General features: G+C 63.5%; 13 protein-coding genes. 6 read left to right on the top strand and 7 right to left on the bottom strand.

Annotated elements, in window-relative coordinates:
* Nucleotides 1–184 precede the first annotated feature (184 nt).
* The 7 genes from N5B55_RS20280 to N5B55_RS20250 form a co-directional block, all read right to left on the bottom strand.
* A complete protein-coding gene (locus N5B55_RS20280; protein ID WP_304539842.1) occupies nt 185–964 on the bottom strand; it encodes a hypothetical protein in 780 nt (259 codons plus the stop codon).
* A 212-nt stretch (nt 965–1,176) separates the two neighbouring features.
* Nucleotides 1,177–1,995, bottom strand: coding sequence for an OmpA family protein (locus N5B55_RS20275; RefSeq protein WP_009241803.1), 819 nt, complete (start codon nt 1,993–1,995; stop codon nt 1,177–1,179).
* Nucleotides 1,996–1,997: 2 nt separating this feature from the next.
* Nucleotides 1,998–2,993 (bottom strand): type VI secretion system-associated protein TagF, encoded by a 996-nt coding sequence (gene tagF / locus N5B55_RS20270; protein ID WP_065855156.1) that lies wholly within the window; start codon nt 2,991–2,993, stop codon nt 1,998–2,000.
* A complete protein-coding gene (gene tssM / locus N5B55_RS20265; protein ID WP_304539841.1) occupies nt 2,990–6,931 on the bottom strand; it encodes a type VI secretion system membrane subunit TssM in 3,942 nt (1,313 codons plus the stop codon). Before tssM ends, tagF begins: the two co-directional genes overlap by 4 nt.
* Before the next feature lie 58 nt (nt 6,932–6,989).
* Nucleotides 6,990–8,474: a hypothetical protein gene (locus N5B55_RS20260; RefSeq protein ID WP_304539840.1), complete on the bottom strand. Its 1,485-nt coding sequence runs from the start codon at nt 8,472–8,474 to the stop codon at nt 6,990–6,992.
* Nucleotides 8,475–8,485: 11 nt separating this feature from the next.
* A complete protein-coding gene (locus N5B55_RS20255; RefSeq protein WP_065855326.1) occupies nt 8,486–8,755 on the bottom strand; it encodes a PAAR domain-containing protein in 270 nt (89 codons plus the stop codon).
* 25 nt (nt 8,756–8,780) lie between these two features.
* Nucleotides 8,781–9,638: a M15 family metallopeptidase gene (locus tag N5B55_RS20250; protein WP_304539839.1), complete on the bottom strand. Its 858-nt coding sequence runs from the start codon at nt 9,636–9,638 to the stop codon at nt 8,781–8,783.
* Between the two features lie 261 nt (nt 9,639–9,899).
* Here N5B55_RS20250 and N5B55_RS20245 point away from each other — a divergent pair, with 261 nt between their 5' ends.
* The 6 genes from N5B55_RS20245 (at nt 9,900) to N5B55_RS20220 (ending at nt 16,237) form a co-directional block, all read left to right on the top strand.
* A complete protein-coding gene (locus N5B55_RS20245) occupies nt 9,900–10,673 on the top strand; it encodes a hypothetical protein (protein ID WP_304539838.1) in 774 nt (257 codons plus the stop codon).
* A 148-nt stretch (nt 10,674–10,821) separates the two neighbouring features.
* A complete protein-coding gene (locus N5B55_RS20240; protein WP_304539837.1) occupies nt 10,822–13,701 on the top strand; it encodes a type VI secretion system Vgr family protein in 2,880 nt (959 codons plus the stop codon).
* A gap of 31 nt (nt 13,702–13,732) precedes the next feature.
* Nucleotides 13,733–14,605 carry a DUF4123 domain-containing protein gene (locus N5B55_RS20235; RefSeq protein WP_304539836.1) on the top strand — a complete coding sequence of 291 codons (873 nt, stop codon included), beginning with the start codon at nt 13,733–13,735 and terminating at the stop codon, nt 14,603–14,605.
* A complete protein-coding gene (locus N5B55_RS20230; protein WP_369812437.1) occupies nt 14,602–15,135 on the top strand; it encodes a DUF3304 domain-containing protein in 534 nt (177 codons plus the stop codon). The genes N5B55_RS20235 and N5B55_RS20230 overlap by 4 nt, the downstream gene beginning before the upstream one ends.
* Nucleotides 15,136–15,162: 27 nt before the next feature.
* Complete coding sequence (locus N5B55_RS20225) at nt 15,163–15,681, top strand: DUF3304 domain-containing protein (RefSeq protein ID WP_304539835.1); 519 nt, start codon at nt 15,163–15,165, stop codon at nt 15,679–15,681.
* A 34-nt stretch (nt 15,682–15,715) separates the two neighbouring features.
* A complete protein-coding gene (locus N5B55_RS20220; RefSeq protein WP_304539834.1) occupies nt 15,716–16,237 on the top strand; it encodes a DUF3304 domain-containing protein in 522 nt (173 codons plus the stop codon).

Below are 16,237 nucleotides of genomic sequence, written 5' to 3'. Positions count from 1 at the left end.
GAGCATCGGGCGCGTCCGGAGAATACTCGCTCAGCCGACGCAGGCAGGCTTCCCGATCGGCTTCGGTCGGGGCGGAATCGGGCAGGGTCGATGGGGCGGACGGTGTCATGTGCGTTGCTGTCAACCGTTAATGCCTACTTGCTGGGAGGACACTGCGCGCTTGCATGCACCTAGCCGCGAACGACTAATTCTCTTCATGTCGCTCCAACGCTTCAAATACCGCACGCTCACAGCGGCCGAAGTCAAAGCTGCGCAGGCGGAGATGGCGGTTGCCGTATTCACCAGCCGCCATCATTTCTGGGATGGGCCGCAGGGGCCCCGCCATCAGGCGGATCAGGGCATAGACAATCAGAAACAGCACAGGCACTGACAGAAAGACTCCTGTTATCAGGGCCATAAGGATGCCTGCCTCTTCCAAATCGAATTCACCCCCGAGCAATCCCACAATCGTGACAAGCACAAGCGTGCCAACCGCCACGCCGACTATGCTCATCAATTGACTGAAACCTTCTGTGCGACGCGTCAATAGCGTATCCAAAGGCTCGGGAAAATTTCGGGCGCGCTGCGCGATGTAAACAGTTTGCGCCGCCTCGTATCCTTCGAGGCGCAACCCCCAAGCTGAGAAGACTTCTCCATCCCGCCACCCCGCGGCACGCATACGCATCCCGTTAAGCCCCGCGAAATAGGCGGCGTTGGATGGCACAGGCCGGTCCGTCATCTGATACTCACAAAAGTGAATGACTTGCCCGCCGATCAGCGTAATCACGACGGGCGTCACGCGGTAATAGCTGTCCTCGCGATCATCGTGACCGTGGTAGTCGGGCGTGGCCCGCGCCTCAGCCGCGAGGAACAGCCCCATTCGCTGGTACGCATCGAACGCAGCATCGCCCACGAGGACGCCGTCAATGACGCCGTCAATAACCACGACAGGCGGCCCTTGCCGCAGACTGGCGAGCCAATGCACAAGCTGCTGCCATGCCCACACAAGATGGCACCACAACCACCAGAAAGGCTCGAGAAGCGGCGAGAATTCGGCAACAGGGAAGACGGATATCCGGGTGGGTTCAGAATACGCGGTCTGAATCCGATGTTGGCGGTGCCGCCCGTCACTTTCCCGCGGAGGTGCAGCAGGCGACGGTTCGCGCAACCGTGCCCGCCGACGAGCGTCCTCCCGCCTCACTTGCTCGCCCGAAACTCGATCCGCCGATTCCGCGAGCGGCCTTCATCGGTGTTGTTGGCCGCCACGGGCTGATCCGGCCCCACGCCCATCGCGGTCAGCGTGCCTTGCTCGGCGCCCTTGGCGATGAGGTAGTTCTTGACCGTCTCGGCGCGGGCCTGGCTCAGGTTGAGGTTCAACGCTCGGCTGCCGGAGTTGTCGGTGTGGCCGACGATTTCGATCTTGCGGCCGTTCAGGCGCGGCAGTACGGCGGCCATTTCATCCAGAATCGCGCGGCCCTTGGGGGTGAGCGTGGCGCTGCCGGTTTCAAACTCGATGATGCGGTTGGCCAGCGTCTGGTCCAGCAGCCCTTGCTCGGACACGGCCGCTACGCGCAGCCCATTCTTGATCGTGTAGCTCTGGCCCAGCGCCGTCGCCATGTCACTGGTCAACTGCTGGCGCTGCGCCTCGTTGCCGACGTCGCCATGTAGCGACACCTGCGTGCCGTCGATGTTCAACTGCCCGCGATTGACTTGCTTGATGGCCGGCGACAGGATTTTTTGCACATTGGCCGACCAGTTGGGCGGCGACACCACGTTGCCCACTTCGATCTGGTCGACCACGTTGGCGCTGCCGTACAACTCGCGCAGCTTGGCCAGCACGGTTGCCTTGGTGGCTTCGTCCGGCACCATGCCGCCGGCCACGACCTGGCCCGGCACGGGCGCGGCATCGCCCGCTGCGGCATGCGCGGGCAGGGCACTTGCCAGGCAGGCCAGCATGGCGGCGTTCGTCACCAGTGTTGCAGGCCGGAAGCCGCGCTTGATTGCATCCAGACCCATGTTCATTCTCCGATGAAGACTTCGCGGAAGGTATCGACCGCCACGCGCAGCGACAGCTGCGGTTGATCCAGGTAACTCACGAACTTGGCCAAGCCGTAATCTCCGCTGACGTGCTGGTCGACCCATTCCGGATCGTCGATGTTGATGTTCTGTTCGGCATACGCCAGTGGGGACATCACACTGTGCAACGTGCGTGACGAGGCGCCGTTGAAGCCGATGACCAACCGCTCGGCGCCATTGATATCGCCCAGGAACAGCGACAGCTCGAAGTCCGCCCGCTGCAGGAAGCGCGACACCAGCTCGAGCCAGAAACTCGCAACCAGGCTGCGATAGAGCGGGTCTGCCGGCAGCGGCAGCGTGAGCCCTTTCTCAAGCCGCGACGAGCCATTGGCCATCACAGGCTGCAGCAAGGTGCCAAGCGCGAGCAGGGTGCGGCGCAGACGGATGTTGTGGCCCTCAGCGCGCAGCATCTGCTCAAGGCCGGCGACGGTCTGGAAGTCGATGAAATCCGAAAAGCTCGCGTCGTGCGACTGCGTGCTGGTGCCGCCCGTGCCGGTCTCCACGCCGTGCTGCCCTTCGGCCAGCAGGCGCAGGCCTTCAGTGGCGTCGGTGGCGGTGCCGAGCGAGAGCATCTGCTGGCCGGCGCGTGTCCAAAGCCGGGCGAGCGCAATCGGGCTGCGGGCGATGAAGTTGATCGGGCGCTCGACCTCCATGGCCGCCGCCGTCAGGAACGGAAACCGGCGCGAAGACAGATCGCTGCTGGCCATGAGCGTGCCCGCAATGGCGAGCTTGCTCTGCGAGCCGAGAAACGCAAACTGCACCGGCTTCCAACTGTCATAGGTCGACTTCCAGTCCGGGGCTTCGGCCAGCAATTCCATGCCTTGCGCCAGCCAGCGGTCCAGCGTGTCGAGCAGCTGGACGTTGTTGGCGCTTTTGACGAAGTCACCGCGAGACGGAAGCTTGCCGAAGTACGAAAGCTGCAACTGGGTCTGGCTCATTGCGCCGTCCCTCCTTGCTCTTCCGTGATGTTGTGGCGTGCGGCCTGTGTAGACACGGCCGCTTGCGCGGCAGGCGCCGTGCCTCCGGGCGCTGCCGGAGCAGGCGGCGTCAGGGTGTTCTGCGGTGCCGATGCATCGGCAATCGACGTCGGCAGGCGCAAGCCGCGCAGGCCTTGGCCTTGCGGCGAATCCGATGCCGTCGTGCCGCCGGCCTGCGGGCTGCTGATGATGCGCAGGCTGATAGATACCGTCAGGTTGTCCTTCGTCCAGAACAAATCGAATGCGCCGTCCGGACGACGCTTGCGTTGCGCTGTCGCAATCAGGCGCTCCAGGCCGAAGCGGCCGGGCTCGTTGAGCAGCTCCACCGTGCGGCCGTCAAACGTGGTGGCCGTCACGCGCGCACCCGGGGTGCCTTGCGGATTGGGCCACACGAAGTTGGCCCACTGCGGCGGCGTGTTGCGATAGCGCAGTTGCTGCCCGTCGATCTCGATCGTGTATTCGGTGGCGCCTTGCGACGGCACCGGCAGGATCTGGAACACGGTCTGCGGCGCTGCGGCTGCGGCACCGCCAGCACCACCGGCGGCACCACCCGTGAGCGGCGCGATCCAGCGGGTGAAACCCGTGGTGAACTCGGGCACAAACGCGATGCCCAGGTCACCCCAAGTGCGGGAGGCGATCATGTCGCCACGGCGCACCGACAGCGGACCGATCGTCGTGCTGGCGAACTTCGCGATTGCGCCGTCCGGACCGAACACCTGGCCGATCTCAGCCGCGCTGGCCTCGATCTTGGCGTTGGGTGCAAACGGGTACTTGTCGGCCAGCGTGGTGGCGAACGGCTGATACACCTGGGCGTTCCAGACCTTGTTGACTTCCGTCGTGGCCGGGCGGATCGCCACCGCATACGACTGCAGCAGCGGGCGCACCAGCAGCGGACGCAGCGTCGCGCGCTCGCTGTCGGTCATGCCGGTCAGCATCTGCTCATCCACATACTTGAGCGTGTCGGCCAGTTCCGAGCCGTTGCCGTCCAGTGTCTGCTGCATCAGCTGGCGCGCGCCCGGCCCCGGGTCGCCCTGGTTCTTGATCTGGTTGAAGCGCGTGCGCACCTTGGAGAGCGAATCCATATAGCCGCGCAGCAGCGACTTGTCGTCGCGCATGACCACCACGCGTGCCAGCCCTGAGAACTCCTTGCCCACCGGGCCCATCGGAATGGCGCCGGCATCGGCATTGCCGCCCACCTCCAGGTTGACGTTCACCTGCGACGGCGTCTGGCGCGCAAACAGCTGCTTGAACCAGCCGAGCACACCAGTCTTGGCCTGCTTCAGGCCCGCGTTGAACATCGACGGGTTGTCCCACGACGTCTGCTCATACGCGGTGTCGAGCACCTTGCGGATCGGCGAGTTGGTCGGGTCCCCCAGCAGGTTCATGCCAGTGACGGCCTGATCAAAGCTGGAGAAATCCTGGATCGCCACGCCTTGCATGAAGCGTTGCCATTCGCGCGCGTATTCGGTCTTGTACATCGTGACCAGCGCCTTCTGAATCTGCTCAGGGCTGCCTTCCAGCGTGAGGTCGTCGCGCGCGGCGACGTTCAGCACCCAGTCCTTGGTCTGCAGTTCCTTGTTGGCTGCTTCCTTGATGGCGGGCTGCACGTAGCCCAGCCACGCTTCCTTGGTGAACGTGCCGGGCACGGCGTAGCTGCCCGCAACCAGGCCGGCGCCGGTATCGCCGACGATGCGTGCGACCGTCATCGGGGCGTAGCGCGTGGAGGCACGGGCCTTGATCTCGGCGTACGCACGTTCGCGTGCGGGCATGCCGCGCACCACGCGGCGCAGGTTCTCACGCGTCTGGTCGACCAGCGAGAGGTTGCCTTCCAGCAGCGGCCAGTTGTCGTCGTTCACGCGGGCCAGGAAGAACGACAGGTTGCGCTCCGCCGAGCGGATCATCTGCTCGCGCGGCATGTTGCCCCGATTGTCTTCCAGCCAGCCGCGCCAGAATCGCGTGATCTGATCGGTGAGGTGCGCGACTTCCACGTGGCGCTTGTCCGACAGCATCAGGTAGGTCTTGAGCGCGTTGTAGCCGTCTTCCACGTTGGTGGGGGAGGCATCGGTGTAGCGCTTGGCCCCGGTCGATGCTGTAGCCTGGTTTGGTGCGGCAGGCGCGTTGGCAGCGGCACCCGAGGCACCGCCCACGGTGGTGGTGGCCGTCGTCACGGACGTGGTCATCACAGCGCCGGTTTCCGGCGGGCGCACCATCGGTGCTAACTGATCGGGATGCGCGTTGACTTCTGCCAGGAAGGTTTCGATCGCGCCCCCCACGGGCTTGAGCATGACCTGACGCAGGCCGTTGTAGTACTCGTCGAGCAGCTTGTGCTGCAGCGTGTAGCCCTGGTACAGGCCGAGCGACAGCGCGAGCGGATGGTCGTTGCGATACCGGTCGAGCTGTTCGATCCGGTCTTGCAGGATGTCGAGTGCCTCCAGGCGAGCCTGGAGGTCTACCCGGTTTTGCTGCATCTTCACGATCTTGTCGAGGTCGGCCTGAACGTTGGCAGTGAGGGTGCGATTGCCCATGTACGACCACGTCCAGCCGCCGAGCATCACACCCAGGGCGAGCACCAGCGCAAAGAACGTGGCGATGCGCAGGCGCGTCTTGGCGGGGCTGGCGAATTGCCGCACCGTCTGCTTGTCGGCAAAGATCACCTTCGAGAACAGGTCGCGAAGGAAGAAGCCGTTCTTGGAGAACACCTCGCGCGGGCGTGCGGCACCGTCCGTCGACAGGCCAAAGCGGCGCGCAATGCGCTCGGCCGACACGCTATTGGTGGCACCTTCCTGCAGCGCGCTGGTGAAGTAGAAGCCGCGGAACACCGGCTTGTACTGGAACGGGTTCTCATCGAACAGCGTCATCAGGAACGCGCGCAGCGTCGGCTTGATCGACGCAAACTCCAGCGGGAAGCTCAGCAGCCCCGGCGACAGCTTGTTGTTCCGGTGCAGCGCAATCTGCGCAACGCTGATCTCCTTCAGCCCGTCGCACAGCTCGTCAAAGCGCTGGTCGAACACGGCCGCCACGTCGGGCTTTGAATCGGGCTCGAAGGGCAGGGTGGCGCCCCAAACGCGGTCACGCTCCTGCTTCTCGCTGTCTCCAAAGAATTCGGTAAAGCCGGTGATCAGGTCGGCCTTCGTGAACATCACGTACACCGGCGCAAACACTTCCAGGCGTTCGGTCAGTTCCTGAACGCGCTGGCGCAGGTTCTTGGCCAGGTTGATGGCGAATTCGGGGCGGTTTTGCGTGAGTTCCGACACGCTCACCGTCACGACGATGCCGTTGATGGGCGCCTTCGGGCGATAGCGCTTGAGCAGGTCCAGAAAGCCGAGCCACTCGCGGCGGTCTTCTTCGTGCACCGAGTAACGCCCCGCCGTGTCGAGCAGGATGCCTTCGGTAGTGAAGAACCAGTCGCAGTTACGCGTGCCGCCGATGCCCTGGATGACCGCGCCGCCCTTGTCGGCAAACGGAAACTGCAGGCCGGAATTGAGCACGGCCGTGCTTTTGCCCGCCGCCGGGTTGCCGATCACGATGTACCAGGGCAGCTCGTACAGCGCCGCGCTGCCCGACATCTGCCCGAGCTTGGAACGCTTGATGGTCTTGACGGCTTCTGCCAAGCGCACGCGCAGGGCTTCCACTTCTTCGCGCTTGTCTGGTGTGGCGGTCTTGTCGGCGGTGGCCTGTTCCAGCACGCCTTCGAGCTTGTTGCTGGCCTGACGCGCACGCCAGCGCTTCCACAGATACGTCAGCAGCCACAAGGCGAGCAGCACACCCAGCGCGATGCCGACCCAGACCAGGCCAACCTCGAAGGTCTGCGCCATCAGCAGCAGGAAGATGGTCAGCACGATCACGCCAAGAATGGATAGCGTGCGTGAGTTGGTCAGGAAGTTCAGGAAGCGTTGCATGTTGCCTTCGGCTCGGGAACAGACGGAATCGGAATCAAACTCGAAATCTGGAACAAGGTCAGGTCAGGCTGGGCACCACCGCAATGGCGCCGCGCTGCTGGATGTCGTTGGCGGTAATCGCCAGCACCGGCTTGCCGGTCTGCTGGCTCAACTGGTGCGCCACCACCACCGAGAGCAGCGGCCCCGCAGCGCCCACATAGCCGCAGGGCGTGCCGACGGGCAGCAGATCCGCAGCCAGGTCCAGCGCGGGGAAACGTTCGGAAAACACGCGAGCCACCTCGACGGTGCGTACGGGATGCATGCCGGTGTCTGAAACGACGCCGGCAACGGTGATGGGTTCGGCAGGCGAATCGCCCTCCGCGGTTTCGGCCTTCTCGGCGGGTGCCGCGTCCTGCTTGGCCTTGACCGGTGTGGCGGCCAACGTGTCGAGTACGTGGCCTACGGCGTCGCCCAGCGCCTGCAGTTGCGGCTGACCGCGATCGGGCGTTGGCGATTCCAGCCGCGCCACGCCGGCGCGCGTGATCGTGAACGCCTCCGTTGCCGCGGCGTCGCCGGCCAGCGCGGGTGGCAGCAGGCTCTGCGCCATCGCCGGCGCGCACAGCAGCACGCCCGCAGCGGCTTCGCCCGGCACGCGGCCATGCTGCCGATTGGCTTCGAACAACTGCTCGTGCTGCATCAGTTGTTCGACCGCGCTGGGGCCCACCAGCGAATCCGCCACCACCACCATGCGCAGCACGCGCTCGTCGCTGGCGCGGTTGACGCTTTGCGTGGCGCGATCGAGCAACAGCAGCGCATCGGCATCGCCCTTCGCGGTGATGGGCTCCAGCGTCAAACGGTCTGCCGGCCAGATCAACGCGATGCGCCGGCGCAGCCAGCCATCAGCGGCGGCTTGATGCGGCGGCGTCCACTCGCGGGGGAGCAGTGCGGTGATGATCAGGCGCGTGGTTTCCGGCTCGGTCGTTTCCGGGGCGTGCGCAACGGCGTGTGCCGCGAGTTCTTCGGCCACCTGGCCCGCCAGCGAAAGGGCGCGCAGGCGTTCATCCAGCCAGTCGACATCGGGATGTTGCTCTGCCAGTTCGGCACGCAGGTCTTCCACGTCGATGCCTTCCACTTGCGCGGCAAAGATTGGCTGGCCGAAGCCTTGCACATCGGTCAACCCGGGTTGCGTATTGGCTTGCACGGCCTCGACCACTGAAGCGGCATCGCCGCCGGCAGGCGCACGCAGGGCGCTGGCGAGCAGCACGGCGCGCCATTGGCGCGTGGCGTCTTGCGGGTCGGCGGTTTTGGCGTCGGTGCCTGTTGCGGCCGGGGTGGCCGCCGCCAGCTCGCGGCCCGCGACCACATTGGAGCGGATGCCGTCCAGCGCACGCTTGATGACCCAATAGCCGACGATCATGCCGACCGGGAGCAACAGCAGGTAGGTCAGGATGTCGGCGGTGGTGGGCATGCGGTTGGCGGACTGCCACCACACGATGACGGCAATCCACACCACCACGAAGACAGCCAGCAGCGTCAGCCCGGACCGGAAGAGTCTTGCAACCATGTCGTGCCCGTTCAGATGCTGCCGGTGTTGCCCTGGCTGGACAGGAGCGTGGCGCCGCAGGCGGTTTTGTCGCCATGACGCGCCGCCTGCTTGCCGTCGATGATGACGTTCGGGTCGCCCGTCACGATCACGGTCGTGCCGCCGTGGCCGCTCTTCGGGCACGTCACCTTGTCGCCCACGCAGGCGATGCCCTTGCCGCCGGTGCTGGTGTTGCCCGACGCGGTGATTACCACGCCGCCGTGGTCCGTCTTGTCACCCAGCAGGATGAAGGGCCGTGTCATTGCATGCTCCCCATGTGTCCTATCGTCATTGCCTTGGTGCGGGCTGTTTGCCGAGCACGCCCTTGCGGCGCAGTTCGACGTGGCCCAGGTCCATCATCTTCCAGCGGCCGCCCCACACGAGGCCGACCGACTCAGCCGTCTGCCCGTACAGTTCGTAGCCGCGCATCGCCCACGGGTCTTTCTCGCTGATGACCAGCTTGCCCTCGCGGAAGAACGCGTTATCCGCCGCCAGGCCGTACTGGTGATAGCTCTGGAACGCCGTGGCCTGCGTGACATTGCTGCCCATCGCCGCCAGCTTCACTTGCCGCTCGGGGCTTCGGTAGCCTTCGAGCAGCGCCATCTCGTAACCGTGTTCGTCTCGCATGATCTTGTAGACGAGCAGCAGACGCTGGCGGAAATCCGCATCGAGCAGGTTCCAGTCGCGGCTCGCATCGCGGATGGCCGGGCGGATCTGCTCGACTTCGCGCGTGGTGAACACCTCGGGCGGCAGGGGCGGCGGCGGGATCAGCCGTTCACCGTTGAGCAGCGCCGAGATGTGCGGATCTGGCTCGCGCACCTGGTCATCATCGAACTCGAACGACTGCTGCTCGCGCAGCGCCAGCGCCAGCATGGGTGGCACCGACAGCACACCCAGCGCACCGAGCAGCAGCATCCGCCGCCGTACCACGAACTGCTTGAACGCCGACACCCCGGACGTTGCGTTGCCTACCGACTCGCGCAACGACCCTGCGGAGCGCGCGCCCAACACCGCAGCCCCCGTGCTCACGCGGTGCCACTGCGCACGCAGCAACGCCGCGCAGCGCTGCCGTACCGACGGCAGCAGCAGCACGGCAGCCACCAGCACCATGGCAACGAAGTAGAGAACCAGAGCGACAAAAACCATACCGACCTGCGGAGCGTGGGCGCCTACGTCAATTCATCCAGATTTATATCTGTATTTAGACCGGCAAATTATTAATAAACGGTAATAATCAAGCGCCCGCCACATAGAAATATTAAGAAACGATAAAGAAAATACTGCAATCTGCGCCAATCATTTGTCTTTCAGCAAGGCCAGACTTAGAATCAGCAGCCACCACCGGAATCGGCGCTTGTTTGTAATGCATACGTTCGCCGCGCATTCTATTTCAATTCTGGACCCGTGATGAGTAATAACGGCGATTTGAAACAAGAAGGGCCTCCAACGCTCTTCAATTCTGAATCCGAGACCGATGAGGCCGGGCATACGCGCATTCTTGCGAGCCTGGAGGGCCGCGTTGCGGCCAACGGCAAGGCACCGAAAAAGTCGGGGCAGCGCTATGGCGTTGCGGCGGCGGTTGTCGTGCTGGCCGCCGGTATCGGGGCCTGGATCATGCTGAGTCCGAGTGGCGAATCCGCGCCTGCGCAGGTGGCTGAACAGCCCGCACCTGCAGCTACGCAACCCGCCGCAGCAGCGCCCGCGGCCGCCAAGGAAACCGCTCAGACGGCGGCTGTGGCACCCGCCGCCGCTGCAAGCGAGCCCGTGGCGGAAGCGCAAGCGCAAGCGGCCACCATCGTCAACGTCGCGCCGGGCGAGGATCATGCCGGCGAGAGGGGCGATAAGAGCGAGAAGACGCCGGTCGCCAGTGTGCCCGCCAAAGATGCGCATGACGCAACGCCGACCGCGCATGCCGTGGCGGCAAAGTCCGGAAGCACCTCGGTCGACACCGAGGAAGGCAAGACGGCAACAGCCAAGCTGGTCGCCAAATCGACCAATACACCATTTAAGGCGTTGCAGCAGCCAGCAAAACCCAAGACGCAATCCACTGCCAAAACTGGCAAGAACCGAAAAGGCACATTGGCGCCCGATGATCCTGATGCCGATCTGCTGGCCGCATTGCTCGCACCGCAGAATGCTGCCAATAAGGCCGCCAATTCACCCAATTACAAAGGGCAATAGCCGCCTGACCGCCGGATTGGTGTTTTTACAACCCGGTAATTGAGCGGAGGCGGGTGCGATGCTCGACATTGCGCTGCCTCGAAAATGCCCGCGCTGGTCTCACGAAAATCGTCCGTGATACGCCACGCGTTGCAGCACCGGACAGCGAATGGACGCCACGACCCTTCTTCAGAACCTCTTCGCACCCACGCGCCGCCTCTATACGCTCGAAGGCGAAGGGCCGCTTGCGGACCTTGCGGTGGAAGCCTGGCTCGGTCGCGAGGCGCTGTCCGAACTGTTCGAATGGCGCGTGGCGGCCGTCAGCGCCAATGCGCGCATCGCACTGAAATCATTGCTGGGCCAGCGGGTCACGCTGGTCACGACGCTGGCCGACGGCACGCAGGCCAAGCGCACGGGCTTGATCCGCCTGGCCGAGAAGCTCGGCGCGGATGGCAGCCTCACCCGCTATCGCCTGACCGTGGTGCCCTGGTTCTGGCTGACCACGCAGCAGCGCCACAGCCAGGTGTTCCAGAACCGGCCGCTGCCGGACATCATTGAACAGATGCTGTCGCCGTACGAGCCATATGCCTCGTGGCGCTATGCGGCGGGTGCCGAAGCGCGCATGGCCGACTTCGGTACACGCACGCACATCGCCCAGTTTCGCGAGACCGACTACCACTTCGTCACGCGCCTGCTGGCCGAAGCAGGGCTCGGCTTCACCACGGTGGAAGACGACCAGGCGCACGGCGGCCACACGCTGGTGATCTTTGCCGACAGCACGCAGCTGCCGGAAGATGCGGAGTCCGCATCGGCAGGCGGTATCCGTTTCCACCGCGCGCACAGCCTGGAAGAGCGCGACGCCATCCAGCAACTCGCCTGCCATAGCCGCACAACGGTGGGCGGCGTGGCGGTGGCCGCGTGGGACCCGGAAGGCAAGCAGAACGCTCGCGCCCACGCCCCTGCACGTTTTGCCACCAGCGCGGGCAGCCCGGATGCGTATCTGTCGATCAGCCCATCGCTCGCACCGGATTCCGCCAATGCCCAGCGCATTGCCGAGCAGGTCATGGAAAGCCTGGAAGCGCGCGCGCTGTTGTTTTCAGGGCGCGGTACCGTGCGCACACTGCGCAGCGGGACGCGCCTGCAGGTGGTGGATTGCCCGCACCTGCCGCAAGACGTGGAAGGCGCCTATCCGTTGTTGATGGATCTGGTCGAGCACTGCGGCATCAACAACCTGACCGTCGATACGCACCATGCGCTCAGCCAGCGTTTGGGCGGGCTCGACGCCGCGCTGGAATTCGATACGCCGCCCAGCGCGCCGGAATCCGGCCCTGGCATCTTTGGTTTCCAAGCAGCAGAAGGCCCCGTCGAGCGCAACACGCCGACCGGCGATCTGCTCAAAGCAGCGCGCGCGCACGGCTACGCTGGCCTGTTCCGCGCGAGCGACGCACGCCGGCCCTGGCGCCCGGCCGTGACAGAACCGGACTGCGGCCGGCTGTACGCCGCCCCTACCGCGCAGGGCGTACACAGCGCCATCGTGGTCGGCCCGGACGGCCAGACCCAGGCCGGTGGAGACGGCGAGCACCATGCCAGCCCCGCAGGTGAAATCCGCGTGCGCTTCCCCTGGCAACAAGGCGAGCGTGCGGATGACCGCAGCAGTCGTTGGGTACGCGTCGCGCAGCGGCAGGCCGGTTCCGGCATGGGCTGGCAATGGCTGCCGCGCATCGGGCAGGAAGTGCTCGTCAAGTTCAGCGAAGATGACATCGACCAGCCCGTCGTGATCGGCTCGTTGTACAACGGTCAGGGTGAGGCCGGCATTGCACCCACGCCGGGCGGGCAGGGCGCATCCGACCAAAGCGACAGCACAGCCCTCTACAAGCAAGGCAGCGACAGCGCCGCAAGCGCGCAAGGCAACGTGGCCGGCGGCCACAGCCCCGCCTGGCACGGCATGGGCACCGAAGCCGAAGGCCACCGCTACGCCGCCGCCCACACCGGCTTCAAGAGCGCAGAACACGGCGGCAGCGGCTACAACCAACTCGTCTTCGACGACAGCGATGGACAGCTGCGCACGCAGCTCGCCACCACGCAGCAATTCAGCCAGCTCAACCTCGGCCATCTCGTCCATCAACAAGACAACCGGCGTGGCAGCTTCCGCGGCCAGGGCTTCGAGCTGCGCACCGATGGCCACGCCGCCGTGCGCGGCCAGGCCGGCCTGCTGCTGACCACCTACCGTGACGCCAGCAGCGGCAAAGCCGTGCCCACCGGCGACAACGCTGCCGGCATTGCGCTGATCAAGCAAGCCAAAGAATTGACGTCATCGCTCGGGCAAGGGGCGGTCACGCATCAGACCGCCGCGCTGGACACCGCCAAGAACGACGATGCGCCGTTGGCCAAGCAAGCCAAGGCGGTGGCCGGCATGGTCGACGGCAAGGCGCTCGACGCTGCCAAGCAGGACGCCAGCGCCGGCAACACCGCCACGCAAGGCAAGGTGCCGCATCAGGGCGAGGCCATTGCCCACCTGGCGGGCCGCGCGGGCCTCGTCATGGTTGCCGGGCAAGACCTGCAGCTCGCCAATGGCGAAAGCATCGCGCTGGGCAGCGGCCAAGACACCAACCTCGCCATCGGCAAACAGGCACGCGTGCAAGCCGGTCAGGCGATCGGCGTGGCTGCCGGTTTGTCGAAGGCGGGTGACAACAACATCGGCCTGCAACTGACGGCGGGGCAAGACAACATCGACGTGCAAGCCCAGCACGACGTGCTCAAGCTGATGGCCAAGCAGGACCTGAAGCTGGTGTCGGCCAATATGAACGTGGATTTTGCGGCCGCCAAGCGCATCCGCATCGCCACGGCCGGCGGGGCGTCGATCACGCTCGAAGGTGGGAATATCACCGTGGAGTGTGCGGGGCCGATTACGTATAAGGCGGCGCAGCGGCGGTTTGAGGGGCCGGTGAACAGCAACTATCCGTTGCCGTCCTTTCCGCAGAGTATCTGCGTCGAGTGCATGCTGCGAGCAATGGCCGGTGGCCATCCGCTTGGCAGCATGAACGGCTGACGTGGCCGTTGACCTAAACAGCATTAGCGGTATGGCGACTCGTTACCAGGCTCAGCGCTTGCGCTCAGCTAATCCAGCATGGATTGATGACTTTCCTGACGCGGCTCTGGAGCAATTGCTCTCTACTTTGCCGGAAGCGAACGTCTACGCCTTGATTGACAACGCATTCGATACCGGTCTCGCAAAGCGGCTTTACTCAAGGTTTCCGACGCTACAACCTCAATCGCTCTACGCCGGCCGGTACGAAGGGCCCGGTTTGGCTGAAATCGCACCTTCCATCATCCGCATTCCAGACCGTGCGGTCGAGCGGCGTGCCTTTCTTGATATCGCTTTGCGCGAGACATCAGGGAATCCGATGTTGAGCTTCCTGCGATCGAGCGTATCAACATGCGACCCATACGCACATCTCGTCGACCAAATGAAAGCGGTTGACCCTGATGGAGAGATGTTTCTCATTCGCTTTGCGGATACGCGCGCGCTCGATATGTTGTTGCGGGTGTTTGATGACGCGCAGCGCACACGCTTTCTCGGCAGTTTGCAATGGTGGTATTTTTCGCGCGACGGCGCTCTGCAGCACGCCGGCACCACTGATGCAAGGACACTCGAACCGACCGATGCCCCCTACGTTTTTACCCGGCATCAAATGGCGCGGTTTGCCGCACTGGCTCGCCCAGATGGCGTCCTGCGGCTCATCCAGACAAATGCGCATTGGTTCGGCACACTTGTTGGCACGCCATCCCAAGCGCACGCGTGCATTCGATCCGTGTTTGAATCGTTCGACGCGACCGAAGTGCAGCACGATGCGACATCTTTTCGGCTTGTCGCTCGTGCATTGACTGACGCAGGATTGCTCGAGTCGCAACAACAACCGGTGCCGTCCGCAGTCGCGACGGAATCGTCATGAAGGCGCGAACATTGGCGGCGCTTTTGTTGGCGCTGCTTGCCCTCGGTTGCAAGCCCTCACAGCAAGCTCAAGCGGCGTCGCAGGAAGAAGGCATTGGCCTGCAGGTCCAAATACTCAACTACATGAATGAACCGCTTGGAGACGTGTATGTAAATGGAATATGGGTGGGGGGTATGCCTAGTCATGCAGGAGGCACAAGTGTCGCTGGATCAGTTGGCCTGCCTGCAAAGTGGTACCCCGGCCTAACAGTTGAAGTGGAATGGCAGGACGACACTCTGTATAGAAAAGACCGTGATGCTCTACACAAGACGCACGTGTCAGTGGAGCCCTACGAAACGGGGGAGCCCGCCACGTTGTGGTTAGCGTTTATGTCTAGTCAGAAGATAAGAGCGATTGCGTCGCGCTATACGCCTCTTAACCCTAAGTTTCCGGACGGGCTGAAGTTTCCATATGACGTTTGCATGGCGGCCCCAGCATGTGCAGCCAAGTTTTATCCGCAGCGCGTACCGACCAGAAGCGGTAACCCATAAACAATGGTTATCAAAATACGACCATGGATGGCACTCGCGTTGGTGCTGCTGGCCACCGGCTGCAAGCCCTCGCAGCAAGCACAAGCGGCGCCACAGGATGAGGATCTTGGGCTACAGGTCCGAATTCTGAACTACAGGGATGAACCGCTTGGAGACGTGTATGTAAGCGGCATATGGGTAGGTGGGATGCCGAGCCATGCAGGTGGGACAAGTGTCGCTGGATCAGTTGGTCTGCCTGCCGAGTGGCATGCAGGCTTGACAGTCGAAGTCGAATGGCAGGACGACACCTTGTATCGCAAGGATCATGAGGCGCTGTATAGGGAGCAAGTGCGGATCGAACCGTATGATTTGAAAAATGACCGTCCGTCGGACTTGTGGCTCGCATTCCTGCCGGACAACAAGATCAAAGCTATCGCATCTAGCTATGGGCCAGGCCATTCCAAGTTTCCTGCGGACTGGAAGTTCCCATTCGATGTTTGTGTGGCGGACACAGCGTGCGCTGTGAAGTTTTATCCGCGGCGCGACCCACCCCCCCAACAGCGGTAACCCATAAAGAATGCTTATGAAAATACGAACATGGATGGTACTCGTGTTGGTGCTGCTCGCGACCGGTTGCAAGCCTTCACAGCAAGCACAAGCGGCGCCACAGGATGAAGATCTTGGATTACAGGTCCAAATACTCAACTACACGGACGAAGGGCTTGGAGTGGTCTACGTGAACGGCGTATGGGCTGGGAGTATGCGAAACCATGCGGGCGGCACAAGTGTCGCGGGATCGGTTGGCCTGCCCGCAAAGTGGCACCCCGGTTTAGGAGTAGAAGTTGAGTGGCAGGACGACACTCTGTATCGGAAGGATCGTGACGCACTGTATAAGGCCCAAGTGCCGATCGAGCCGTACGACGTGAAAAAAGATCATCCTGCTGTGCTCTGGCTTGCATTCATGTCGGACAACAAGATCAAAGCTATCGCATCTAGCTATGGGCCCGGCCATTCCAAGTTTCCTGCGGACTGGAAGTTCCCATTCGATGTTTGTATGGCGGATGCAGTGTGTGCAGCCAAGTTCTATCACCAAAAAATATCACCGTCCAATCAGGAGCGATGA

The sequence above is a fragment of the Ralstonia pickettii genome, assembly GCF_030582395.1.
Lineage (GTDB): Bacteria > Pseudomonadota > Gammaproteobacteria > Burkholderiales > Burkholderiaceae > Ralstonia > Ralstonia pickettii_D.
Note: the sequence above shows the minus strand (reverse complement) of the source record. Positions and strands in the feature narration are given on the sequence as shown.

Excerpts from the sequence above, each read along its gene's own strand:
- N5B55_RS20275 (WP_009241803.1), bottom strand. The coding sequence starts at position 1,995 with ATGGGTCTGGATGCAATCAAGCGCGGCTTCCGGCCTGCAACACTGGTG.
- tagF (WP_065855156.1), bottom strand. The coding sequence starts at position 2,993 with ATGAGCCAGACCCAGTTGCAGCTTTCGTACTTCGGCAAGCTTCCGTCT.
- tssM (WP_304539841.1), bottom strand. The coding sequence starts at position 6,931 with ATGCAACGCTTCCTGAACTTCCTGACCAACTCACGCACGCTATCCATT.
- N5B55_RS20260 (WP_304539840.1), bottom strand. The coding sequence starts at position 8,474 with ATGGTTGCAAGACTCTTCCGGTCCGGGCTGACGCTGCTGGCTGTCTTC.
- N5B55_RS20255 (WP_065855326.1), bottom strand. The coding sequence starts at position 8,755 with ATGACACGGCCCTTCATCCTGCTGGGTGACAAGACGGACCACGGCGGC.
- N5B55_RS20250 (WP_304539839.1), bottom strand. The coding sequence starts at position 9,638 with ATGGTTTTTGTCGCTCTGGTTCTCTACTTCGTTGCCATGGTGCTGGTG.
- N5B55_RS20245 (WP_304539838.1), top strand. The coding sequence starts at position 9,900 with ATGAGTAATAACGGCGATTTGAAACAAGAAGGGCCTCCAACGCTCTTC.
- N5B55_RS20240 (WP_304539837.1), top strand. The coding sequence starts at position 10,822 with ATGGACGCCACGACCCTTCTTCAGAACCTCTTCGCACCCACGCGCCGC.
- N5B55_RS20235 (WP_304539836.1), top strand. The coding sequence starts at position 13,733 with ATGGCGACTCGTTACCAGGCTCAGCGCTTGCGCTCAGCTAATCCAGCA.
- N5B55_RS20230 (WP_369812437.1), top strand. The coding sequence starts at position 14,602 with ATGAAGGCGCGAACATTGGCGGCGCTTTTGTTGGCGCTGCTTGCCCTC.
- N5B55_RS20225 (WP_304539835.1), top strand. The coding sequence starts at position 15,163 with ATGGCACTCGCGTTGGTGCTGCTGGCCACCGGCTGCAAGCCCTCGCAG.
- N5B55_RS20220 (WP_304539834.1), top strand. The coding sequence starts at position 15,716 with ATGGTACTCGTGTTGGTGCTGCTCGCGACCGGTTGCAAGCCTTCACAG.